The organism is Flavonifractor plautii ATCC 29863 (genome assembly GCF_000239295.1).
Lineage (GTDB): Bacteria > Bacillota > Clostridia > Oscillospirales > Oscillospiraceae > Flavonifractor > Flavonifractor plautii.
The window spans coordinates 32,227-50,358 of the sequence record NZ_JH417810.1 but is presented as its reverse complement, the minus strand read 5'-3'; the positions used below and the strand labels follow the sequence as shown (position 1 = coordinate 50,358).

The window sequence follows — 18,132 nt, the reverse complement described above, 5'->3', positions numbered from 1 at the left end:
AGATCATCGACATCGCGCTGGAGTTCGGCTACGATTCGCCGGACAGCTTCACCAAGGCTTTTGTCCGATTCCACGGCCTCTCACCTGCCGCACTGCGAAAAAGCGGAGGCGCGGTCCGTTCCTTTGCTCCGCTTCGGATCAAAGTGACATTGGAAGGTGGTCAAAACATGGATTGCAAGATTATGAAAAAAGAGGCGTTCACGGTGCTCTGCCGGGCAAAGACGTTCAAGTATGAGGACGCCGCTGCTCAGGTTCCCCAGTTCTGGGCAGAGCATTTCGGCACAGGCGGCGGCAAGGTGGTTTGCGGCATGTACGGTATCAACCTGGACGAGAGCATGGGCGGCAACGAGTTTGAATATCTTATCGCCGACAACTACGATCCGGCCAAGGAGATCCCCGATGGCTTCACCACCCGCACCATCCCGGCCCATACCTGGGCGGTGTTCCCCTGTACTGGCCGGATGCCCCAAGCCCTCCAGGGACTGAACCAGCAGATCTTCTCCCAATGGCTGCCCACGAACCCCGACTACAAGATCGCCGCAGGCATCAATGTGGAGCTGTATAGCGACGCCAGCAGGTTTGAGGACGGCACCCAGGACCAGGACTACTACTGCGAGGTCTGGGTCCCGGTGGAAAAGAAGTAAGGCACATTCCCCGGCAAAATTAACGGTCCTACCATATTGTTTCAAACAGAATCCACCAAACATACCAGTATCGTATGCTGACAGCATGCGCTGTATGTTATGTGTTGCATCAGGTGGGATGCCGAAGATATTGGAGGAAAATGTGAACAAATCCGGCGAAGACAGTTTCGTTTATAGATAAAAATCGATTCCGTCTGTGAAGGAAACCACATCCGGCAATCGATGCGGCTCTTTCTTTGCGGCCTTTATACGCCCTGCGTCAGCCTGTCCAACGGACAGCGTATCGCAGGGCGTTTTTCTATCGTTTGAAAGGTGCCAAGGCGCATGAGCTTGAAATACACTTGCCCCATTTGCGGCACGCCCCTGGGTTATAAGGGCCTGTGCTGGAAATGCAGGTCTGAGCAGGAGCGAAGGACTGATTGTCCTGGACACCGGAACAAATCTCAGAGAAACAGAAAAGCCTTATTCAGAACATCCAGCGGCTGGGTGATGTGGAGGCCCTGGAACTCACCGACTTCCGGCAGCGGGACGGCCTGATCTATCCTCTGCTGTCCACATAGATTCCAGCGAAGCATCAAACCTGATGTGCGGCCTGGCTATACAGGGGGATGACCGGGCCACGGAAACGTTATCGGAACTGGATTTGTGATCCCACTAGAACCCCCATGCGGACCGATACAGCAGAGGCGGACGGCGTCTGATCTTTTTCCTGATGGGGACTGTGCCGGTCCGGGAGTGCCAGGAGGCGTTCGCGAGTCGGAGCCAAATGGTGGGGGGTGGATATCGGATACGGCGGGGAACCTCTGCTCATCCCCATCAACATGCGGGACGGGAGCCTTCTCTGCGTGGGCAGGGGCAATGAGGAGTGAGAAATTCCGCCGAAAACCGTAGGCGGACTGCGGCAGGAACTGGAGAAGCTGAACCAACTGGCATGGCAGGCCGGCAAGGACACAATCCCCCGCTGGACAGAAACAGAGGGTTATCCGGTTGACGGTAGCCTCCACCGCTGTATTCAATACAAGAATATTGGTTTGGAATGCAATATTATCAATCGTCCTGATAATGTTCTCAATTTCATCGGAGCCCTGTTTGAACTCTTCCATAGAACCGGCCTGTTCGGCCGCTCCCCGAACCAACGCTGCGCTCCGCTGAAAACCTGATCGTCGGTTTTATCATTTGGGTTGCTTTGAATGTCAGCATCCAGATTTCCCTGGGCAAATTCCTGTGCAATCAAAATGGGTATCCATACTGCCAATTTGTCAAATCCGGTTCTGTACCCCCTAGGGCTTGTTTGAAAATTGGCGATGTGCCCGGCGACGAGGAATTTGGGGCCGCTGGCAAGCAATTTTTTCGCAGGAATCCTGACGGATTTCAGGGAAAAATTGCGCCGTCCAGCGGTCAAAAGGCCCGTCGATTGGGCATGTTGACATTTTTCAAACAAGCCCTAGGATACAAAAATCCAAGCATGTCCACAGTCAGCCTGCAATGAAACAAACAAGTCCAAATATCTTATAGGAAGCCGTGGGACTTCGCCCACGGCTTTTTAGCTGGAACAGGTACTTGCAACCCTGCCTTTTCTTATGGTGCACTATTCCAAGATCATTTCTATCAGCAAGGAGGTGCTGCCTTGAACGGGCAGGTTTACGGCTATATCCGGGTCAGCAGCAGGGAACAGAACGAGGAGCGGCAGCTCATTTCCCTGCGGGAAGTACAGGTGCCGGAGGAGAACACATTTATAGATAAGCAGTCCGGCAAGGATTTTGAGCGGCCGCAGTACAAGAGGCTTCTGCGGAAATTAAAAAAAGACGATCTGCTCTACATTAAGAGCATTGACCGCCTGGGCCGCAATTATGGCGAGATTTTAGAGCAATGGAGAATATTGACCAAAGAAAAAAGCGTTGACATTGTGGTACTGGACATGCCTCTGCTGGATACCCGACAGGGGAAGGATCTGATGGGCACGTTTTTGAGCGATATTGTGCTGCAAGTACTCTCCTTTGTCGCTGAAAATGAACGTGCCAATATCCGTCAGCGTCAGGCGGAGGGAATTGCGGCCGCCAAGGCCAGAGGGGTACGGTTCGGCCGGCCGCCAAAGCCGCTGCCCGATAACTACCTGAGCACCTATCTGCAATGGAAAAGCGGGGCACTCACAGGGACCGCCGCCGCGAAGGAGTGCGGAATGCCGTTGGCTACCTTCCGTTACCGGGCGGAACGGTACGAAAACACGAAACGTTGAACAGCAGGCAGCTTCACAAAAAGGTGTACCTTTCTGTGAAGCTGCCTGCTGTCTCTATACATTATCCTTATCGTCCAAATCCTCGTCATGTTAAGAGTTTTTTGAAAAAGATTTTGAAAATTGGGGGCTTACAGAAAGGTACACATTTCTGTAAGCAGCCAAAAGCAAAGCATGGATTTGGAGGCGGGCGGCCACGATGGCATCCAGAGAAAAACAATATAATGTCCTCAAGCTGCGCCTGTATCCAACCTCAGAGCAAGCAGAACTTTTTGAAAAGACCTTTGGCTGCTGCCGCTATCTCTGGAACCAGATGCTGGCTGACCAGCAGCGGTTTTATTTGGAGACTGGCGTCCACTTCATCCCTACCCCGGCAAAATACAAAAAGGGAGCCCCTTTTCTAAAAGAAGTGGATAATCAGGCACTCATTCAGGAGCACAACCAGTTGTCCCGGGCGTTCCGTTTATTTTTTCAAAACCCGGAGGCTTTTGGGCATCCCAATTTTAAGCGAAAAAAAGATGACCGGGACTCCTTCACCGCCTGCAATCATGTGTTTACTTCCGGCCCGACCATTTATACCACGCGGGACGGCATCCGCATGACCAAGGCAGGAATGATTCGGGCCGTCTTTCCACGCCGCCCGCAAAACGGGTGGAAACTCAAGCGCGTCACAGTGGAAAAGGCCCGGACGGGCCGCTATTACGCTTATGTCCTGTATGAAAGCCTGGTACAGCCGCCGGAGCCGGTCCTTCCCGTTCCGGAGCGCACCCTGGGGCTGAAATATTCCCTGCGCCACTTTTATGTGGACGACCAGGGCAACAGGGCCGATCCACCCCGCTGGCTGAAACAGTCCCAGGAAAAGCTGGTGCATCTTCAGCGGCGGCTGAACCGAATGCAGCCTGGCTCGAAAAATTATGAGGAAGCCGTACTGAAATACCGCCTGCTCCATGAGCACATCGCCAATCAGCGCAGAGACTTCCTCCACAAGGAATCCCGACGGATAGCCAACGCCTGGGATGCCGTATGTGTGAGGGGCGACGATCTGGGTGCGATGACGGACACGCTGATTCAGGCCGGGAGCACCGTAAAGGAGGCGGGGTTCGGGATGTTCCGGGAGATGCTGTGCTACAAGCTGGCCCGCCAGGGAAAGGCATTTATTCAGGTAGACCGGTATCTCCCTACCACCCGGAGCTGTTCGGCCTGTGGGTTGACGCGGGACGCGCTCCATGCGCGGGATTACAGGCGAAGTGGTTGGGTCTGTCCAGAGTGCGGCGCGGTTCATGACCGTGAGGTCAACGCGGCAAAAAACATCAAAGCCCGTGGGCTGGAACAGTTTTTTGATTTACAGGGGCAGGACAGGAGCGCCTGACCCTTTCCAGGCGTCCTGTGCTCCGCCTTGACAATATGCCGGCCGGGACACCGGTGAACGCCCATGATTCCGGCTGGAGAGCGTGGATGGAACGCCGGTGGGGAGCCTCCGCCCTTCCATCCACATTCTCCGGACCGCCGAGTGGGAAACGAGAGGCCGCATCCGTGCGGCTGAAGCCTGTAAGCAGGCGTCCACAATATTATGACGATGTTTTTGCACGCGGCGCATGGATGCGCGCCGCTGGCCACAGGAAGGAGATCCCCCATGCTTCAGCTCTCTCTGCGCCCCGGTGAGTATCTCACCATCCATGGCGACATTGTGGTACAGCTCGCTCAGCTCTCTGGCAGCCGCGCCTTCCTTCGGGTAGAGGCCGACCGCAGCATCCCCATTGTGCGGGGAAAGGTACTGGAGCGGTCGGGGGCTCCCCGGCCGGAGTGCCTGGCATCTCTTCCCCGCAGCCGCGCCAGGAAAGGCCGGGATGCCGTCTACCACTGGAGTGCGGAGCGGGAGCGGGCCGTCCGCACAATGGAACAGCTCCTGGAGCGGATGGAGGCCGGGGACAGCCGGGAGGAAGCCCAGGCGCTGCGGGCACAGTTGGAGCACCTGCTTCCAACTGTATGGGAGGAGGAGCTGTCCGGCCAAATACAGGCCCTGTTCCGCAGCAAAACAGCCCAGGACGTATAAATAACCACCTTAGTTTGGTTTCACCCGGTCTCGCGAACCGGTTGAAATAAATCGAAGTGCAGGGACACAGCCCGCCAAAGGCCACGGCGTCTGTGTTGGTCTGCCAAACCACTAAACGCACATGAGGGATCGGTGCGTTGGACCAGCAAACCCAATATCATTTCAGAAAGAAAGGAAACGATCGAAATGAGGATCCAGCATAACATCATGGCGATGAACGCCTACCGCAACTACGCCAACAACACCTCCGCCCTGTCCAAGAACCTGGAGAAGCTGTCCTCCGGCTACAAGATCAACCGCGCCGGTGACGACGCCGCGGGCCTCGCCATCTCCGAGAAGATGCGCGCCCAGATCACCGGCCTGGACAAGGCCCAGGACAACGCCAAGGACGGCATCTCCCTGGTGCAGACCGCCGAGGGCGCCCTGACCGAGGTCCACGACATGCTCAACCGCATGTACGAGCTGGCCGAGCAGTCCGCCAACGGTACCTTTGAGGACGCCACCGACCGTGGCCAGTTGCAGAAGGAAGTCGACCAGCTCAAGGACGAGATCAACCGCATTGCCGACTCCGCCAACTTCAACGGAATCAACCTTCTGGACGGCTCCATGGAGGCCGGGAAGGCCCTGGATACCTTCACCACTACCTTTAACGCGAAGGCGACCGCCTCCAAGGCCGGCGTGGACGTGGCCATCCAGGCCGAGGGCTTCAAGGCCTCCAGCGCCGCCGCCAGCCTGAGCAAGCCCTCCTTTAAGTTTGCTGCTGGGAGTTCCGCTGCCAAGGCCGTTGTTGCAAAGAACGGCACAGTGACGATCACCCTGAAAAAGGGCGAGTCCTATACAGCCGCGGACATTCAGGCGCTCCTCGAGAAGGCTACAACTGGTACTGCCTCCGGCAGCAAGGCATCTGATGCCCTGATGGATTCCGTCAAGAACTCCAAGGTCACCGGAAACGGTGTCACTAAGGTCGGAGCGCAGGGTGTCGCAGCAACAAGCGGCACGCAGGCGCAGGATAAGGGTAAGGAGCTGACCCTCCAGATCGGTGACACATCCGCTGCCTATAACCAGTTGAAGGTTTCCATCAAGGACTGCCATGTGGATGCCCTGAACCTGACTGATATGAAGATCTCCGACCAGGGGAGCGCCGGTAAGGCCTTGGACATGATCAAGAATGCGATCAACTATGTGTCCGATGTCCGCGGTACCCTGGGCGCCACCCAGAACCGCCTGGACCACACCATCAACAACCTGTCCGTCATGCAGGAGAACATCCAGGACGCTGAGTCCACCATCCGCGACACCGACGTGGCCGACGAGATGATGGCCTACACCAAGAACAACATCCTGATCCAGTCCGCCCAGGCCATGCTGGCTCAGGCCAACCAGGTGCCCCAGGGCGTGCTGCAGCTCCTCCAGTAAGAGGTCGAAACAGTATCACAGCCATAACGCTGCGGGGGCCGGGCCAAGTTGCCCGGCCCCCGCTTTTTCCCACGGAATGAGGTGTACTCCATGAATACCATTGAAATCGCCCGGAGGCTGGCGGAGTGCGGTGAAAAGACCGAGGCCCAGCGGGCCTACACCCTCGCGCTACAGGCGGCTGACCTGTCCCCGGAGGAGGAACTGGAGGCTGCCAGCTACCTTCTTTTCTCCAAAGGCGATTACCGGATCGCCTATACCAGCTTCCTGTCCCTCTACCGCCGGGGCCGCTTTCAGGCGGAGCTGCTGGAACTGATGACTCAGGCCTTCTACCTGCCGAACGTGGATTCGCTCCGCAGGCGGTATGAGGAGAACTGCGCCCTGCTGGCTCGCTATCCCTACCTGTTCCGGAGGGATTTTCCGCCCTTTGAGGAGCTGCCCATCCGCTTCTACCCCTACGACGACAACGGCTATCTCCCCTTTGACCGGAAAAGCGGCGTCTTTTCCGACTATGTAAACTTCAACACTCCGGTGGTGGACCGAAACTTCTTTCATGACCTGGAACAGCCTGTGCTGGCGGCGGACGTATACTCCCAGTACCAGTTGGAATACCTGAACGACAGTGTGCGCAAAAGCGAGTGGGTGGGGCGTGAAAACCACATTTACCTCCACTACACCGACTGGGCGGTCTTCTGCTCTCATCTCCAGTGTCTGTCCTTTAAAAAGCTGCTGAAAGAGGAGAAGCTGGTCCTCCTGATTGGGGATGAGCTTACTCAATACCCTATCGACTTCCAGGCCCGGTTCGGCATTGATTACAGCCGCTACCCAGTGCGACCGGTTCACATCAGGGAGGTGAACCGGCTGATCTGGCACACTCAGCTCTCCGCCCACAACGGCGGCGACTTTTTTAACGAGATTTTCTATGGACACCCCAACCTCCTGGCCTATGAATCATTGATGTTCGACAGCATAGAGTCCCTTTTGGAGGACATGCGCCGCCGAGTGCGCAGCCGCCAGTTGGAAACGGAAACCGACCGGCAGCTTATTCAAATCAAGCACCCCACCGACAAGGATTTGCTTGTGGCTTACTTTTTGAATCAGCAGAGGTCGAATCAGGGCTTGGACCCCAATGCACGTATCGCTCCCGCGCTCTTCTTCCAGCCCCACTTTTCGAACGTACATTATGATATAGAAGTATATGACAAAACGGATGCCTGTGTACTGCATTCGGAAGAAAATGACCACATCCGAAACACCCCCTTCTTTCAGCAGTTCAAATACATCAAAACCCTTACCCCCATCCGGCGCCCCACTACCAGCTATGCGGCCACCGTCCGCTTCATGACCGACCTCGCTTTTGCCGACGAGAACAAGCCAGGAGGTGTCAGCGATGTGGTCACTGAGCGGCTCCTCAACCGCAGCTACCTCTTGGACCCAGATGACCGGCTCTACCGGGACAGCATCCTCGTCCGCTTTGAGGACGGTAAGCTCAATCCTAAGGCCACCTTCACCGCCTTAGCGGCATTTTTGGACTTACCCTATACTGAGAGCATGACCTACTGCTCTGGCTGGACGGGTGTCAACCCGGAATCATTGGAGGGTAATGTCCGCGGCTTTGATCCTGCCACCGTTTACCGCACCTACGACGACTATGCAGACGATGCCGACCGCGCGTTCCTGGAATACTTTCTGCGGGATGCCTATCAGGCATACGGCTACGACTTTCACTACTACCACGGGGAGCCGGTGGACGAGGCATGGGTACAGGGAAAGATCGGCGGCTTTACCCACCTCAACAGCTTCATTGAAAAGTCGGTCCGGCTGGTTGTCCGACAAGGCCTCATTGGGCAGGGAATTGCCCCCGGGAAGGCGGATCAGGCAGGAGTAAAGCATAGCAGGAAGCAGATTGAAGCGTTGAATGAAAACCGGCTCTATGTGGCCGGACTTCTGATGCGTCAACTGCGCTTTGTCAATCAACGGGGCCAACCCCTGCGCCTGTCACGTCTGTTGCGACCCGACCCGGCGCTGCTGGAACAGCCGCTGTATCACTGAGGAGGAGGACATGGAACACAAGGGAACCGTATACTTTTTCACCGGCCTGTCTGGGGCGGGGAAGACGACCGTGGGCAGCCTGTTCTACCAGCGGCTCAAAAACACCAAGCCCAACGCGGTCTATCTGGACGGGGACGAAATCCGGGTGGCCTTCGGCGAGGATGTGGGCTACACCAACGATGAGCGCCTGCGCTGGGCGGGCCGGATCTTCCGGGTGTGCAGGCTGCTCTCCGACCAGGGTATCGACGTGGTGTGCTGCTCCATCGCCATGTTTGACACTGTGCGCCGCTGGAACCGGGAGCATATTCCAAATTACAAGGAAATCTATATCCGGGTCAAAAAAGAGACCCTCATCCAGCGCAACCAGAAGGGCCTCTATACCGGGGGGCGCAATGTGGTGGGGGTGGATCTGCCCTTTGACGAGCCCCAAAGCCCCGACCTTGTGCTCCAGAACGACGGGGAGCGCACTCCGCTGGAGCTGGTAGAGGAGATCGAAGGGGCGCTCTACCCGAACATCGTGGAGCACCCCATCGACAATACCGATTACTGGAACCTGTATTATCAAAACAAGCTCTGTCCCACCAGCCCCTCCCCCTTCGCCCGGTATGTGTCCACCCTGGTGGAGCCGGGGCGGACGCTGGCGGAGCTGGGGTGCGGCAACGGGCGGGACGCCCTCTACTTTGCCTCTCTGGGGCTGGACGTGGTGGCGATGGACCTGTCTGAGGCGGCCATCAGCATGCTCCGGCAGCAGCCGGTCCCACACGCCCGGTTCGTATGCGGCGACTTCGTCAGCCACACCCTCCACCAGCCGGAGAGCTATGACTACGCCTACAGCCGCTTTACCATCCACGCCATCAACCAGAAGCAGGAGCGGATGCTCCTGGGGAGCATGGCCCGGGCCCTCAAGCCGGGCGGAAAGTTCTTCATCGAGGTGCGCAGCGTCCATGACCCGCTCTACGGCAAGGGGGAGGCGCTGGAGCGCAACGCCTTTTTCTACGACAACCACTACCGCCGTTTTCTTGTGCTGGACGAGCTGACCGAGGCCCTCCGGCAGGCCGGCTTCCGCATCGAGTACGCCAGGGAACAGACCGGCTTCGCCCCCTACGGCAACGACGATCCCCCCGTCATCCGCGTTGTGGCGGTGAAGAATTGAGGAGGCGGTTTTTATGACCTGTCCGGCGGATCTGCATACCCATACCACCGCGTCAGACGGGCAGTATACCCCGTCCCAACTGGCCGCCAAGGCCCTGGCGGCCGGAATCCAGATTCTGGCGGTCACCGATCACGACACCATGGACGGCGCGGAGGAGGCCGTCCGGGCGGGACAAGCCTGCGGATTGACGGTGCTCCGCGGGGTGGAGCTGGGGGCCCGGGAGGACCGTCACATGCACATACTCGGCCTCAATCTGGGCCCCGAGTGTCCCGCCCTGGCGGAGCTCTGCCGCAGGCTCCGCGCCAGCCGGGAGGAGCGGAAATACCGCATCGCCGCGTTTCTCCGCGGGAAGGGGCTGGACGTGCCGCTGGAGGAGGTGGAGGCCCTCGCCGGCGGCGGAGTGGTCGCCCGCCCCCACTTCGCCCGGGTGATGCTCCGGCGCGGGTATGTCTCCTCCCTCCGGGAGGCCTTCGACCGCTATCTGGACACGGACGAATACCAGCGCATTGAGCGGTGGAAGGCCGGCGCCCCGGAATGCATCGCGGCCATCCATGACGCGGGCGGAAAGGCGGTTCTGGCCCATCCCTGCCAGCTCGGCTGCTCCCACGGGCGCCTGGAGGAAATCCTCCGTGCACTGAAGGACGCGGGGCTGGATGGGATTGAGTGCTTTTACCCCCGGCATTCCCCCGAACAGACCGCCGCCTATCTGCGTCTTGCAGACAAATACGGCCTCCATATCACGGGGGGCAGCGATTTTCATGGGGAGGCCGTCCGACCAGATTCCTTCCTTACCCCCATTCCCCTCAACCTCAACTGGCTGGGAACCTTCCAAAATGCCCAGCCACATCGGAACAAGCTCGATCAAAGCCAAATTCCGCACTTCCGATAGGTTTTTGTCGTTTTTCCCCTTAATTTTTTGTTTATCCGTCCGATATAAACATCAGAAAACGATTACATACAATCGTTGACTGTGTGTTTGACAGAGAGGAACTTCCCGGCAAAGCGGCAGACGCTGCCGCCGGTTTGAGATAAACACACAAATACTTGGTATCACGCCCATAACGCGGCATTTTGCAATGATACCGAATGGGGGAATCGATGTTGTTTGGGAAACTGAAACTGACTTCTAAGCTGGCGGTCATCATCGGGGCCGTCCTGGCCGTCATCTTTGCACTTCTGATCGGAGTGACGATCTCCACTACCAGCACCAGCATACAGAAGGGCATTGCAGGCGAGCTGTCCGCCCTGGCGAGGACAACCGGCACAGAGATCCAGGACAGCTTTGGGGTTGTGGATGATACGGCCCGGGGTATCCAGGAATACATCGGCCGCATTTACGCCAAACCAAATGGCGCTCCCGGGGACGCCGCTGCCATGCAGCAGAGCACCCTTTATCCGGGCCTGTCCCTGACCTCCAACGCATACGATATGGAGCAGTTTATTGTGGAGACGGTCCGGAACGCGGTCAAAAACAACCCCGAGCTGGAGGGCATCGGCGTCATGTTTGAGCCCAATCAGTTCCAGAGCAACCTCCGGCACTATGGGTTTTATATCGACATGTCCTCGGCCGATGCCGAGGTTGATGCCTATGCCTCCTACGAGGAATATGCCAAAGAGGACTCCTACCGGGTCCCCGCCCAGGAAAAGCGGATTTACATTTCCGCCCCCTATCGGGATGGAGATCTGCTGCTTATCGCCTACGGCACTCCAATTGTTTACAACGGTTCTGTGATTGGTGTGGTCATCTCCGTCATCGACCTCAGTTCCTTCTCTTCCCTCCAGATTTCCGACAACAATTACACCTCCATGTGGTCTACCCTTTACAGCGGTGATGGAACCATCATATGGGACAGCGAAACACTGGACGATGTGGGACACAACATGGTGGAGTTTACACCCCAGGCCGACGAGCTGGAGGCCATTCAGGCCGCCATGGCCCAGGGGGATGCGTTCAATATGCGCAAGACCCGCGAGGACGGCGACCAGGTCTCCTGCTTCTACAGCCCCTTGCAGGTGGGCGGTGAAACCTGGTGGTCCATGACCGGTGTGTATACCTCGGACGCCCTGTCCTCCGTCACCCGGACCACACGCCTGCTGCTTATTTTGTCGGTGGCATCGCTGCTGGTGCTTCTTCTGGTTGTGACCGCCGTCCTCCGGAAAATGCTGGTTCCTATCCGTGCTGTGGTGTCCGCTGCTGACGAGATCGCCTCCGGTAACCTGGACGTACACCTGGACATCCGCTCTCAGGATGAAATCGGGCAGCTCGCCCAGTCCTTCCAGGCTATGACGGAAAACCTGCGGGCGATCATTCAGGATATCAGTTATCTGCTGAATGAGATGAGTGACGGAAACTTCCGTATCCGCTCGAAGGATCGTGAGCGCTATATTGGGGACTACAGCCAAATTCTGCTTTCCATTCGCCGCATCAACTATACCCTCAGCGACACCCTCAGCCAGATCAACAATGCGGCGGATCACGTCTCCTCCGGGTCGGAACAGGTTGCCAGCGGAGCACAGGCGCTTGCCCAGGGGGCCACTGAACAGGCCTCTGCGGTTGAGGAGCTGGCTGCCACTACCTCGGATATTCTGAACCATGTTCAAAAGAGCGCGGAGCACGCCCGTAATGCCAGTGATAAGGCCGCCATGGTCAGCCAGGAGATTGCAGAGAGCAATCAGAAAATGCAGGAAACGCTGTCCGCCATGCAGGACATTCAAAGCAGCTCCAACGAGATTGGAAAGATCATCAAGACCATTGAGGATATTGCGTTCCAGACGAATATTCTCGCATTGAACGCAGCAGTGGAGGCCGCGCGGGCCGGGGCCGCCGGGAAGGGATTTGCTGTTGTGGCTGAGGAGGTGCGCAGCCTTGCGCAGAAGTCCTCCGACGCCTCAAAGAATACCGCCGCCCTGATTCAGCGTTCCCTGTCCGCCATTCAGAGGGGTACCTCCAGTATGAATGAGACCGCCTCCTATCTGGAAAATGTGGTGAGCCGTGCCCAGGACATCACGGCTACGATCCACCAGATTTCTGACGCCTCTGAACAGCAGGCGGACGCCCTTGAGCAGATCAACGTGGGCGTGGAGCAAATCTCCAGCGTTGTGCAGACCAACTCCGCCTCTGCGGAAGAGAGCGCCGCTGCCAGTCAGGAGCTTTCCGACCAGTCTCAGATTCTTAAATCACTGACCTCCCATTTCCAGCTTCGAGATTCCTTGGAGACCGACTCTTCGCCAGCCCCAGAGTCAAAATAACGCCAGCCCCAAGGAGGGCGGGCCCATTTGGGCCCGCCCTCCTTATTACACCCATACCTGCAAACTGAGAAAAAGATTTCCTGTATTCCTCCAATTTGTTCTTATCTTTTTTTTATCTGTGACGATAGAACTAATAGATTTTCCAGTCTTTGTTTCATTCGTTCCCGTTCAGCTATCTTGAGGAGGCCATCTCATGTTCTCTGAATATTCCATCCACCGGGTATCTGTTCCAGGGGCAGGCCGTTCCCCCCAGGCCGGTGCAGCCCACAGCACCTCCCGCCCCCAAGCAGAGCGCCAGGTCTACGACCAGTTCCAGCTCAGTATACAGCCAAGCGGGGAGGAAACGCGCATGAAAGAGCTTGTCGGGCGTATTTCACAGGAAATCCGAATCCGGCCTACCTGCCGAGAAATTGAGTCCCTGCAAGCCCAAATCCGGGAGGGGCGTTACCAGCCCGACCCCCAGGAAATTGCAGCCCGCATGCTGCTCCAGAAGGAGGCGGACTGAGGTGGAATACAGCGATTACCTGGCGCTGCTTTCTGAGTTGTGTCAGCTCTTTGACCAGATCAGCCATGTGGAGCAGCAAAAGATTGACGCGGTGCAGGGGCACGCTCTGGACGAGTTGAACGAAGCCATGAAGCGGGAGCAGGCCCTCACGCTTGCCCTGCGGGGCTGCGAGCAGAAACGGGAGACCCTTTTGACCGGACTCGGCCTGACCGGCATTTCCCTGCGTGACATGCCCTCCCACTGCCCGCCGGAATACCGGGCGGAGACCAGCCGCATGGTGGAGCAGGTACTGAAGGGCTACGCCGTCCTTCAGGCCGCACAGGGCTCCGCCCGTACTTTGACCGAGCTGGAGCTCCGCCGGGTGGATGGAGAATTGGCCCGGCGGGGGGTGGAGCCGGATGCAGAATCTCACTACCAGGCCTCCCCGGCCCGCCCCACCGGCATGAAAACGGACTTCAGAGCATAGGAGGTAACAGCATGAGCAGTACATTCGGCTCTCTTACTACAGTAAAGCTGGGGATCTACGCCGCCCAGAAGGGCTTGGACGTGACCGGCAACAACATCACCAACATCAATACCAACGGCTACACCCGCCAGCGCCTGGACCAGGTCAGTCTGATCTCCGGCGGTTCAGACCGCTACCACTCCCAGTACAACGTGCGGGTGGGGCAGGGCGTACTGGTAAACGGCGTCTCCCAGCTCCGGGACCCGGGACTGGACATCTCCTACCGGAAGTCCCAGGCCGATGTGGGCTCGGCGGATTCATGGCTCGCCGGCCTGGAGAAGCTGGCCGGAATCCTGGACGAGGTGGGCAAGGGCGACGGCGAGCAGGATGACGGCCTGATCCTCAACCAACTCAACGATCTGCGCGACCTGATCAACAAGGCCAACACCAACGGCATTGAGGGCTATGACTCTCTGATCCGCCAGTCCGCCGACACCCTGTGCGACCTGTTCAACAGCGCCGCCAAGGATCTGGCCGAGCTGAAAACCACCTTTGAGGGCTACCTCAAGCAGGATGTGGATGAGATCAACAGCATCCTCTCCCAGATTCAGGAGCTGAACGTGGCCATCCGCAATTCCGATATCCGTGGAGACGAGGGCCTGGAGCTGCGGGACCAGCGCAACCTGCTGCTGGATACCCTGAGTCAGCACATGAAAATTGACGTCACCTATTCCATGGAGGATGTGGGCGGCGGTCTCATGGTGGAGAAGCTCACTGTCAAGCTGGCCACCGGGGATAAGAACAAACTCATTGATGGAGAATTTGCCACCAAGGTTTCCACTGGGGACGAGCAGGACGGGTATACAGTTCGGCTGGACGCCTTGAAAGACATGGATGGCGTAAAACAAAACCCCAATGCCGGCGCTTTTGACACACTCAAGGATACCGACCTGTATGGTTCCCTCCAGTCCCTGCGGGAAATGCTGACAGAGAAGGGCGAATACTCCACCCAAGCCGAGATCAACAACGATAAGGACGCCACCGTTAAGCGGGGTATCCCCTACTACCAGATGGCTCTGGACAGCCTGGCAAATGAGTTTGCCGAGCAGATGAACGCGCTGAACCAGGCCCAGGGCGTCACTGGGGCCGGGGATCTCTTTATGAACCGGGATAATCCAGGTGATAAGATCACCGCCGGTAACATTGCCATCTCAAAGGACTGGGCGGAGGGCAAGGTGCACATGCTCTCCTCCACCGACCCCAACGCCCCCTCCGACGACCGCTCCAACCTGGCCAGATTCCTCGAGGTATTCTCCAAAGAGCACCGGATTGATCCGAGTGATATTCGCCAGGGTGCCGTGGGCTCCTCCGTTTCCATGTCGTTCGAGGATTGGCTGCTCCGCACCCAGTCCACCCTGGCAGAGGATCAGATGGGTACTACTGCCAAGCTGAACAACTATCTCACCGTAAATAACACCGTCTACACCGACCGGGACAGCGTATCCGGTGTGGATCTGAATGACGAGGCCACGAATCTGATGGTCTATCAGAAGGCGTATACCGCCGCCTGCCGGCTGATGACAGTATTGGAAGAGGCTCTGGATTCCCTGATCAACGGCATGGTTGTCTAAGGTCTGGAACGGGAACAATAAGAGGTATTGATTATGATTCGTATTACAACTAACAGCTCCCTGCGGATGTACCGCTCCAATCTCATGAAGTCCACCAACTCCCTGAACTCCGCCATGACCAAGCTGATGACCCAGCGGCAGTTCAGCTCCTATGCGTCGGATCCCGCCGCGGCCACCCGTGCCTTCAAAATTCACAGTTCCCTCAACGCCACCAATGCGCAGTATTCCAACAACGATACCGTCCTGCATAAGTACGAGACGGCGTGGAGCACTCTGAAGAGCGTGCTGGACGGTTATGACGGTCTGGTCCAGGACACCGGCCGCGTCCCCGCCCTCAGCGGCCTGAATGATACCAACCTCAGCACCCTGAATACACAGGGGCAGATCATACGGGAGGGCGCCGAGGCCATTATTCAGGCCATGAACGGCAAATACGGCAATAATTTTGTGTTCGCCGGGGCGGACTCCCTGAACGCCCCCTTTGCTATCAACGATAAGGGCTTTGTCACCTACCGCGGCGTCGAGATCGACAATCCGGATACCCTGGATGATATTTACTTGGACGATAAGGGACAGCCAATTAAGGACGCAAACGGTAAGGACATGACCAACAAAGAAGTCTTGGATATGTGGAATGAGGAACACCAGTACGTGGATATCGGACTGGGCTTTAAGCTGGACGGGAACGGCGAGGTGATCCCCTCCACAGCCTTTGACTCCGCCATCTCCGGCATCGGTATCATGGGCTACGGCGTGGACGCGGACGGCGATCCCAAGAACCTTGCCTCTATCATGCTCCGGCTGGCCGATATTTTCGAGGGCTATGACCATGAGACTCAGACATGGAATGTTGGAAGCCGCTCCGAAGCGGAGGAGTTGCTCAAGAAGCTGGATGCCTCCCGCGAAGCCATGGGGGAGAAGTGGACCACCCTGGATACTGAGGCCAATTTCTTGGACAAAAACGGAACCCAGTTAAAAAACACCTACGATGCCCTCAATGTGGAGCGCAGCAACCTGGAGGACATCGACCCGGCGGACGCCATTCTGGAGCTTGTATGGGCCCAAACCTGTTACAATGCCGCCCTTCAAGTGGGCACCAATGTGATTCCTCAGTCCCTGATGGACTATATGAAGTGATTCCTATCCTTTGTACGGAAAGGATCACGTCCCAATGCGTCCCTTGATTGAAATTCAGACTATCCCAATTGAAATCCAGATGAAAACGACCAATGCCCATCTGGAGTATGCCCGGGGCACCGCCCAGATGGAGGTCTCCCGCGACCGACGCGGGCTCCAGATCCGCAGCCAGCCCATTCGGGTCAACATTGATACCTTTGAGGCGCGCAGTTCTATCGTCCCCACCACCGCCCAGAGCATCCAGCAGGGGGCAGCCCAGGGACAGCGTGCGGCATACGAGGCTACCGCCGTCCTGGCGCAGGAGGGCCGCATGATGATGGAGGCCAAAATTGACCAGGATGTGATCCCCCAGTTGACACAGCAAAAAACCGTGGACCAGCCCGCTCAGCTTGGCATCCAGTTTCTCCCGGAGGTGGGCCCCGATATCTCCTGGACCGGCGGGGAAATGAGCATCCGCTATGAGATGGATAAGCTCAACTTCGACTGGCGCATGAACCAGATGCAGTTCACCTTTGTCCCCGGCGACATTGAGTTCAAAGTGACACAGCAGCCGGATGTGGTCATCAAATACATCGGCGGCCCGCTCTATGTCCCCCCTTCCGCCGACCCCAACTATGAGCCGCTGGATACAAAGGCCTGAACGGAGGCAGCCCCTTGAAGTTTGAAACGAAATACTTTGGTACCGTGGAGGTCCCTCCGGACGAGGTGATCACCTTTCCCAACGGCCTGTTTGGGTTTGAGGAGGAGCGCTCCTTTCTGCTGCTCCCCTTCGCCGGCAGTGACGGGAATATGCTCTGCTTGCAGAGTGCCGCCACCCCCTCCCTGGCCTTTATCGCCATGAATCCCTTTTCTCTGCATCCCAGCTATCAGCCGCTGCTCTCTTCTGAGGAATTGCGTGAGATGGAGGTCAAGGACAGCCATGCCCTGTGCTATTATGTCCTCTGCGTTGTCCGGGAGCCTGTGCAGGAGAGCACTCTGAACTTCAAATGCCCTGTTGTAGTCAATCCGGACAGCCGCCGGGCCATTCAGGTCATCCTGGAATCGGATGCCTACCACATGCGGCATCGTCTGGCGGAGTTCCAGGGGGGAAAGGCGGGCACCCTATGCTGATTCTAGGCCGAAAAGCGGGTGAATCTTTGACGATTGGCGGGGATATCAGTATCACGGTTCTCTCTGTGGACTCCGGTGGAAATGTGAGCCTGGGTATTCAGGCCCCCAAAGAGATGCTGATCCTCCGCAGCGAGCTGCAGCAGGCCGTCTCCTCCAACCAGGAGGCCGCCCAGAGCCCCTCTACCCCACAGCTCCTCGCGTCTCTGGAGTCTGCGTTCCGCAGGGCGGAGGCTGTAACCCCGCCGTCGGGTCCGCACAGATGATTTTGAAGGATTGGAGACAGGTTGAATGAACATGATGGATGGAATCGCTGCCACAGCCAGCAGCCTTGCGTCTGCACAGCTCCAGCAGAGCTATACGCTTGCCGTTTCGAAAAAGGCAATGGAGTCCCAGGAGCTGGCAGTACAGGAGTTGCTGCAAATGCTCCCCCCCTCCTCCAGCTCTGGCTATCAGTTTGATGTCTACGCCTGAGCAAAAGCAGGCATGGATACTCTGCGCAGAGTATCC

The 18,132-nt window shown here is 57.4% G+C and carries 18 protein-coding genes and 1 pseudogene; 18 read left to right on the top strand and 1 reads right to left on the bottom strand.

The window, feature by feature from the left end; genetic code table 11:
* Positions 1–644: AraC family transcriptional regulator (locus HMPREF0372_RS12785; RefSeq protein WP_007493153.1), on the top strand; the 644-nt coding region annotated here is incomplete at its 5' end.
* A 419-nt stretch (positions 645–1,063) separates the two neighbouring features.
* Entirely contained in the window at positions 1,064–1,204 is a 141-nt protein-coding gene (locus tag HMPREF0372_RS20140) for a hypothetical protein (protein ID WP_007493152.1), read from the top strand.
* A 492-nt stretch (positions 1,205–1,696) separates the two neighbouring features.
* On the opposite strand, the pseudogene HMPREF0372_RS21345 reads toward HMPREF0372_RS20140, so the two are convergent.
* Positions 1,697–1,747 (bottom strand): annotated as a pseudogene (locus tag HMPREF0372_RS21345) (hypothetical protein); the annotation flags it as partial.
* A 524-nt stretch (positions 1,748–2,271) separates the two neighbouring features.
* Between HMPREF0372_RS21345 and HMPREF0372_RS12780 the strand changes: the two are divergent.
* The 16 genes from HMPREF0372_RS12780 (at position 2,272) to HMPREF0372_RS12705 (ending at position 18,096) form a co-directional block, all read left to right on the top strand.
* Positions 2,272–2,880: a recombinase family protein gene (locus HMPREF0372_RS12780; protein WP_007493149.1), complete on the top strand. Its 609-nt coding sequence runs from the start codon at positions 2,272–2,274 to the stop codon at positions 2,878–2,880.
* A gap of 196 nt (positions 2,881–3,076) precedes the next feature.
* Positions 3,077–4,246: an RNA-guided endonuclease InsQ/TnpB family protein gene (locus HMPREF0372_RS12775; protein WP_007493147.1), complete on the top strand. Its 1,170-nt coding sequence runs from the start codon at positions 3,077–3,079 to the stop codon at positions 4,244–4,246.
* Between the two features lie 264 nt (positions 4,247–4,510).
* On the top strand, positions 4,511–4,930 hold the full coding sequence (locus tag HMPREF0372_RS12770; RefSeq protein WP_007493143.1) for a carbon storage regulator: 420 nt from the start codon (positions 4,511–4,513) through the stop codon (positions 4,928–4,930).
* A gap of 186 nt (positions 4,931–5,116) precedes the next feature.
* On the top strand, positions 5,117–6,346 hold the full coding sequence (locus tag HMPREF0372_RS21190) for a flagellin N-terminal helical domain-containing protein (protein WP_007493141.1): 1,230 nt from the start codon (positions 5,117–5,119) through the stop codon (positions 6,344–6,346).
* Positions 6,347–6,436: 90 nt separating this feature from the next.
* On the top strand, positions 6,437–8,395 hold the full coding sequence (locus tag HMPREF0372_RS12760; protein WP_007493139.1) for a hypothetical protein: 1,959 nt from the start codon (positions 6,437–6,439) through the stop codon (positions 8,393–8,395).
* A 10-nt stretch (positions 8,396–8,405) separates the two neighbouring features.
* Complete coding sequence (locus HMPREF0372_RS12755) at positions 8,406–9,548, top strand: adenylyl-sulfate kinase (protein ID WP_007493138.1); 1,143 nt, start codon at positions 8,406–8,408, stop codon at positions 9,546–9,548.
* A 13-nt stretch (positions 9,549–9,561) separates the two neighbouring features.
* The gene (locus HMPREF0372_RS12750; protein WP_007493136.1) at positions 9,562–10,437 is read left to right on the top strand and encodes a PHP domain-containing protein; all 876 of its coding nucleotides are present in this window, start codon (positions 9,562–9,564) and stop codon (positions 10,435–10,437) included.
* Positions 10,438–10,646: 209 nt separating this feature from the next.
* On the top strand, positions 10,647–12,797 hold the full coding sequence (locus HMPREF0372_RS12745) for a methyl-accepting chemotaxis protein (RefSeq protein ID WP_155117029.1): 2,151 nt from the start codon (positions 10,647–10,649) through the stop codon (positions 12,795–12,797).
* Positions 12,798–12,990: 193 nt separating this feature from the next.
* Entirely contained in the window at positions 12,991–13,302 is a 312-nt protein-coding gene (locus HMPREF0372_RS12740; RefSeq protein ID WP_007493130.1) for a flagellar biosynthesis anti-sigma factor FlgM, read from the top strand.
* Between the two features lies 1 nt (position 13,303).
* A complete protein-coding gene (locus tag HMPREF0372_RS12735; protein WP_007493128.1) occupies positions 13,304–13,768 on the top strand; it encodes a flagellar export chaperone FlgN in 465 nt (154 codons plus the stop codon).
* Positions 13,769–13,779: 11 nt separating this feature from the next.
* Positions 13,780–15,378, top strand: a complete 1,599-nt coding sequence (gene flgK / locus HMPREF0372_RS12730; RefSeq protein WP_007493126.1) for a flagellar hook-associated protein FlgK — start codon at positions 13,780–13,782, stop codon at positions 15,376–15,378.
* A gap of 33 nt (positions 15,379–15,411) precedes the next feature.
* Positions 15,412–16,515: a flagellin gene (locus HMPREF0372_RS12725; RefSeq protein ID WP_039997475.1), complete on the top strand. Its 1,104-nt coding sequence runs from the start codon at positions 15,412–15,414 to the stop codon at positions 16,513–16,515.
* Between the two features lie 34 nt (positions 16,516–16,549).
* Positions 16,550–17,155 (top strand): DUF6470 family protein, encoded by a 606-nt coding sequence (locus tag HMPREF0372_RS12720; RefSeq protein WP_007493122.1) that lies wholly within the window; start codon positions 16,550–16,552, stop codon positions 17,153–17,155.
* A gap of 14 nt (positions 17,156–17,169) precedes the next feature.
* On the top strand, positions 17,170–17,625 hold the full coding sequence (gene fliW / locus HMPREF0372_RS12715) for a flagellar assembly protein FliW (protein ID WP_007493120.1): 456 nt from the start codon (positions 17,170–17,172) through the stop codon (positions 17,623–17,625).
* Entirely contained in the window at positions 17,619–17,888 is a 270-nt protein-coding gene (locus HMPREF0372_RS12710) for a carbon storage regulator (protein WP_007493118.1), read from the top strand. The genes fliW and HMPREF0372_RS12710 overlap by 7 nt, the downstream gene beginning before the upstream one ends.
* Before the next feature lie 25 nt (positions 17,889–17,913).
* Positions 17,914–18,096 carry a putative motility protein gene (locus tag HMPREF0372_RS12705; protein WP_007493116.1) on the top strand — a complete coding sequence of 61 codons (183 nt, stop codon included), beginning with the start codon at positions 17,914–17,916 and terminating at the stop codon, positions 18,094–18,096.
* Positions 18,097–18,132: the final 36 nt, after the last annotated feature.

Coding starts and splice junctions, on each gene's coding strand:
- HMPREF0372_RS12755 (WP_007493138.1), top strand. CDS start 8,406: ATGGAACACAAGGGAACCGTATACTTTTTCACCGGCCTGTCTGGGGCG.
- flgK (WP_007493126.1), top strand. CDS start 13,780: ATGAGCAGTACATTCGGCTCTCTTACTACAGTAAAGCTGGGGATCTAC.
- HMPREF0372_RS12705 (WP_007493116.1), top strand. CDS start 17,914: ATGAACATGATGGATGGAATCGCTGCCACAGCCAGCAGCCTTGCGTCT.
- HMPREF0372_RS21190 (WP_007493141.1), top strand. CDS start 5,117: ATGAGGATCCAGCATAACATCATGGCGATGAACGCCTACCGCAACTAC.
- HMPREF0372_RS12775 (WP_007493147.1), top strand. CDS start 3,077: ATGGCATCCAGAGAAAAACAATATAATGTCCTCAAGCTGCGCCTGTAT.
- HMPREF0372_RS12745 (WP_155117029.1), top strand. CDS start 10,647: ATGTTGTTTGGGAAACTGAAACTGACTTCTAAGCTGGCGGTCATCATC.
- HMPREF0372_RS12750 (WP_007493136.1), top strand. CDS start 9,562: ATGACCTGTCCGGCGGATCTGCATACCCATACCACCGCGTCAGACGGG.
- HMPREF0372_RS12760 (WP_007493139.1), top strand. CDS start 6,437: ATGAATACCATTGAAATCGCCCGGAGGCTGGCGGAGTGCGGTGAAAAG.
- HMPREF0372_RS12740 (WP_007493130.1), top strand. CDS start 12,991: ATGTTCTCTGAATATTCCATCCACCGGGTATCTGTTCCAGGGGCAGGC.
- HMPREF0372_RS12770 (WP_007493143.1), top strand. CDS start 4,511: ATGCTTCAGCTCTCTCTGCGCCCCGGTGAGTATCTCACCATCCATGGC.
- HMPREF0372_RS12720 (WP_007493122.1), top strand. CDS start 16,550: ATGCGTCCCTTGATTGAAATTCAGACTATCCCAATTGAAATCCAGATG.
- HMPREF0372_RS12710 (WP_007493118.1), top strand. CDS start 17,619: ATGCTGATTCTAGGCCGAAAAGCGGGTGAATCTTTGACGATTGGCGGG.
- HMPREF0372_RS12725 (WP_039997475.1), top strand. CDS start 15,412: ATGATTCGTATTACAACTAACAGCTCCCTGCGGATGTACCGCTCCAAT.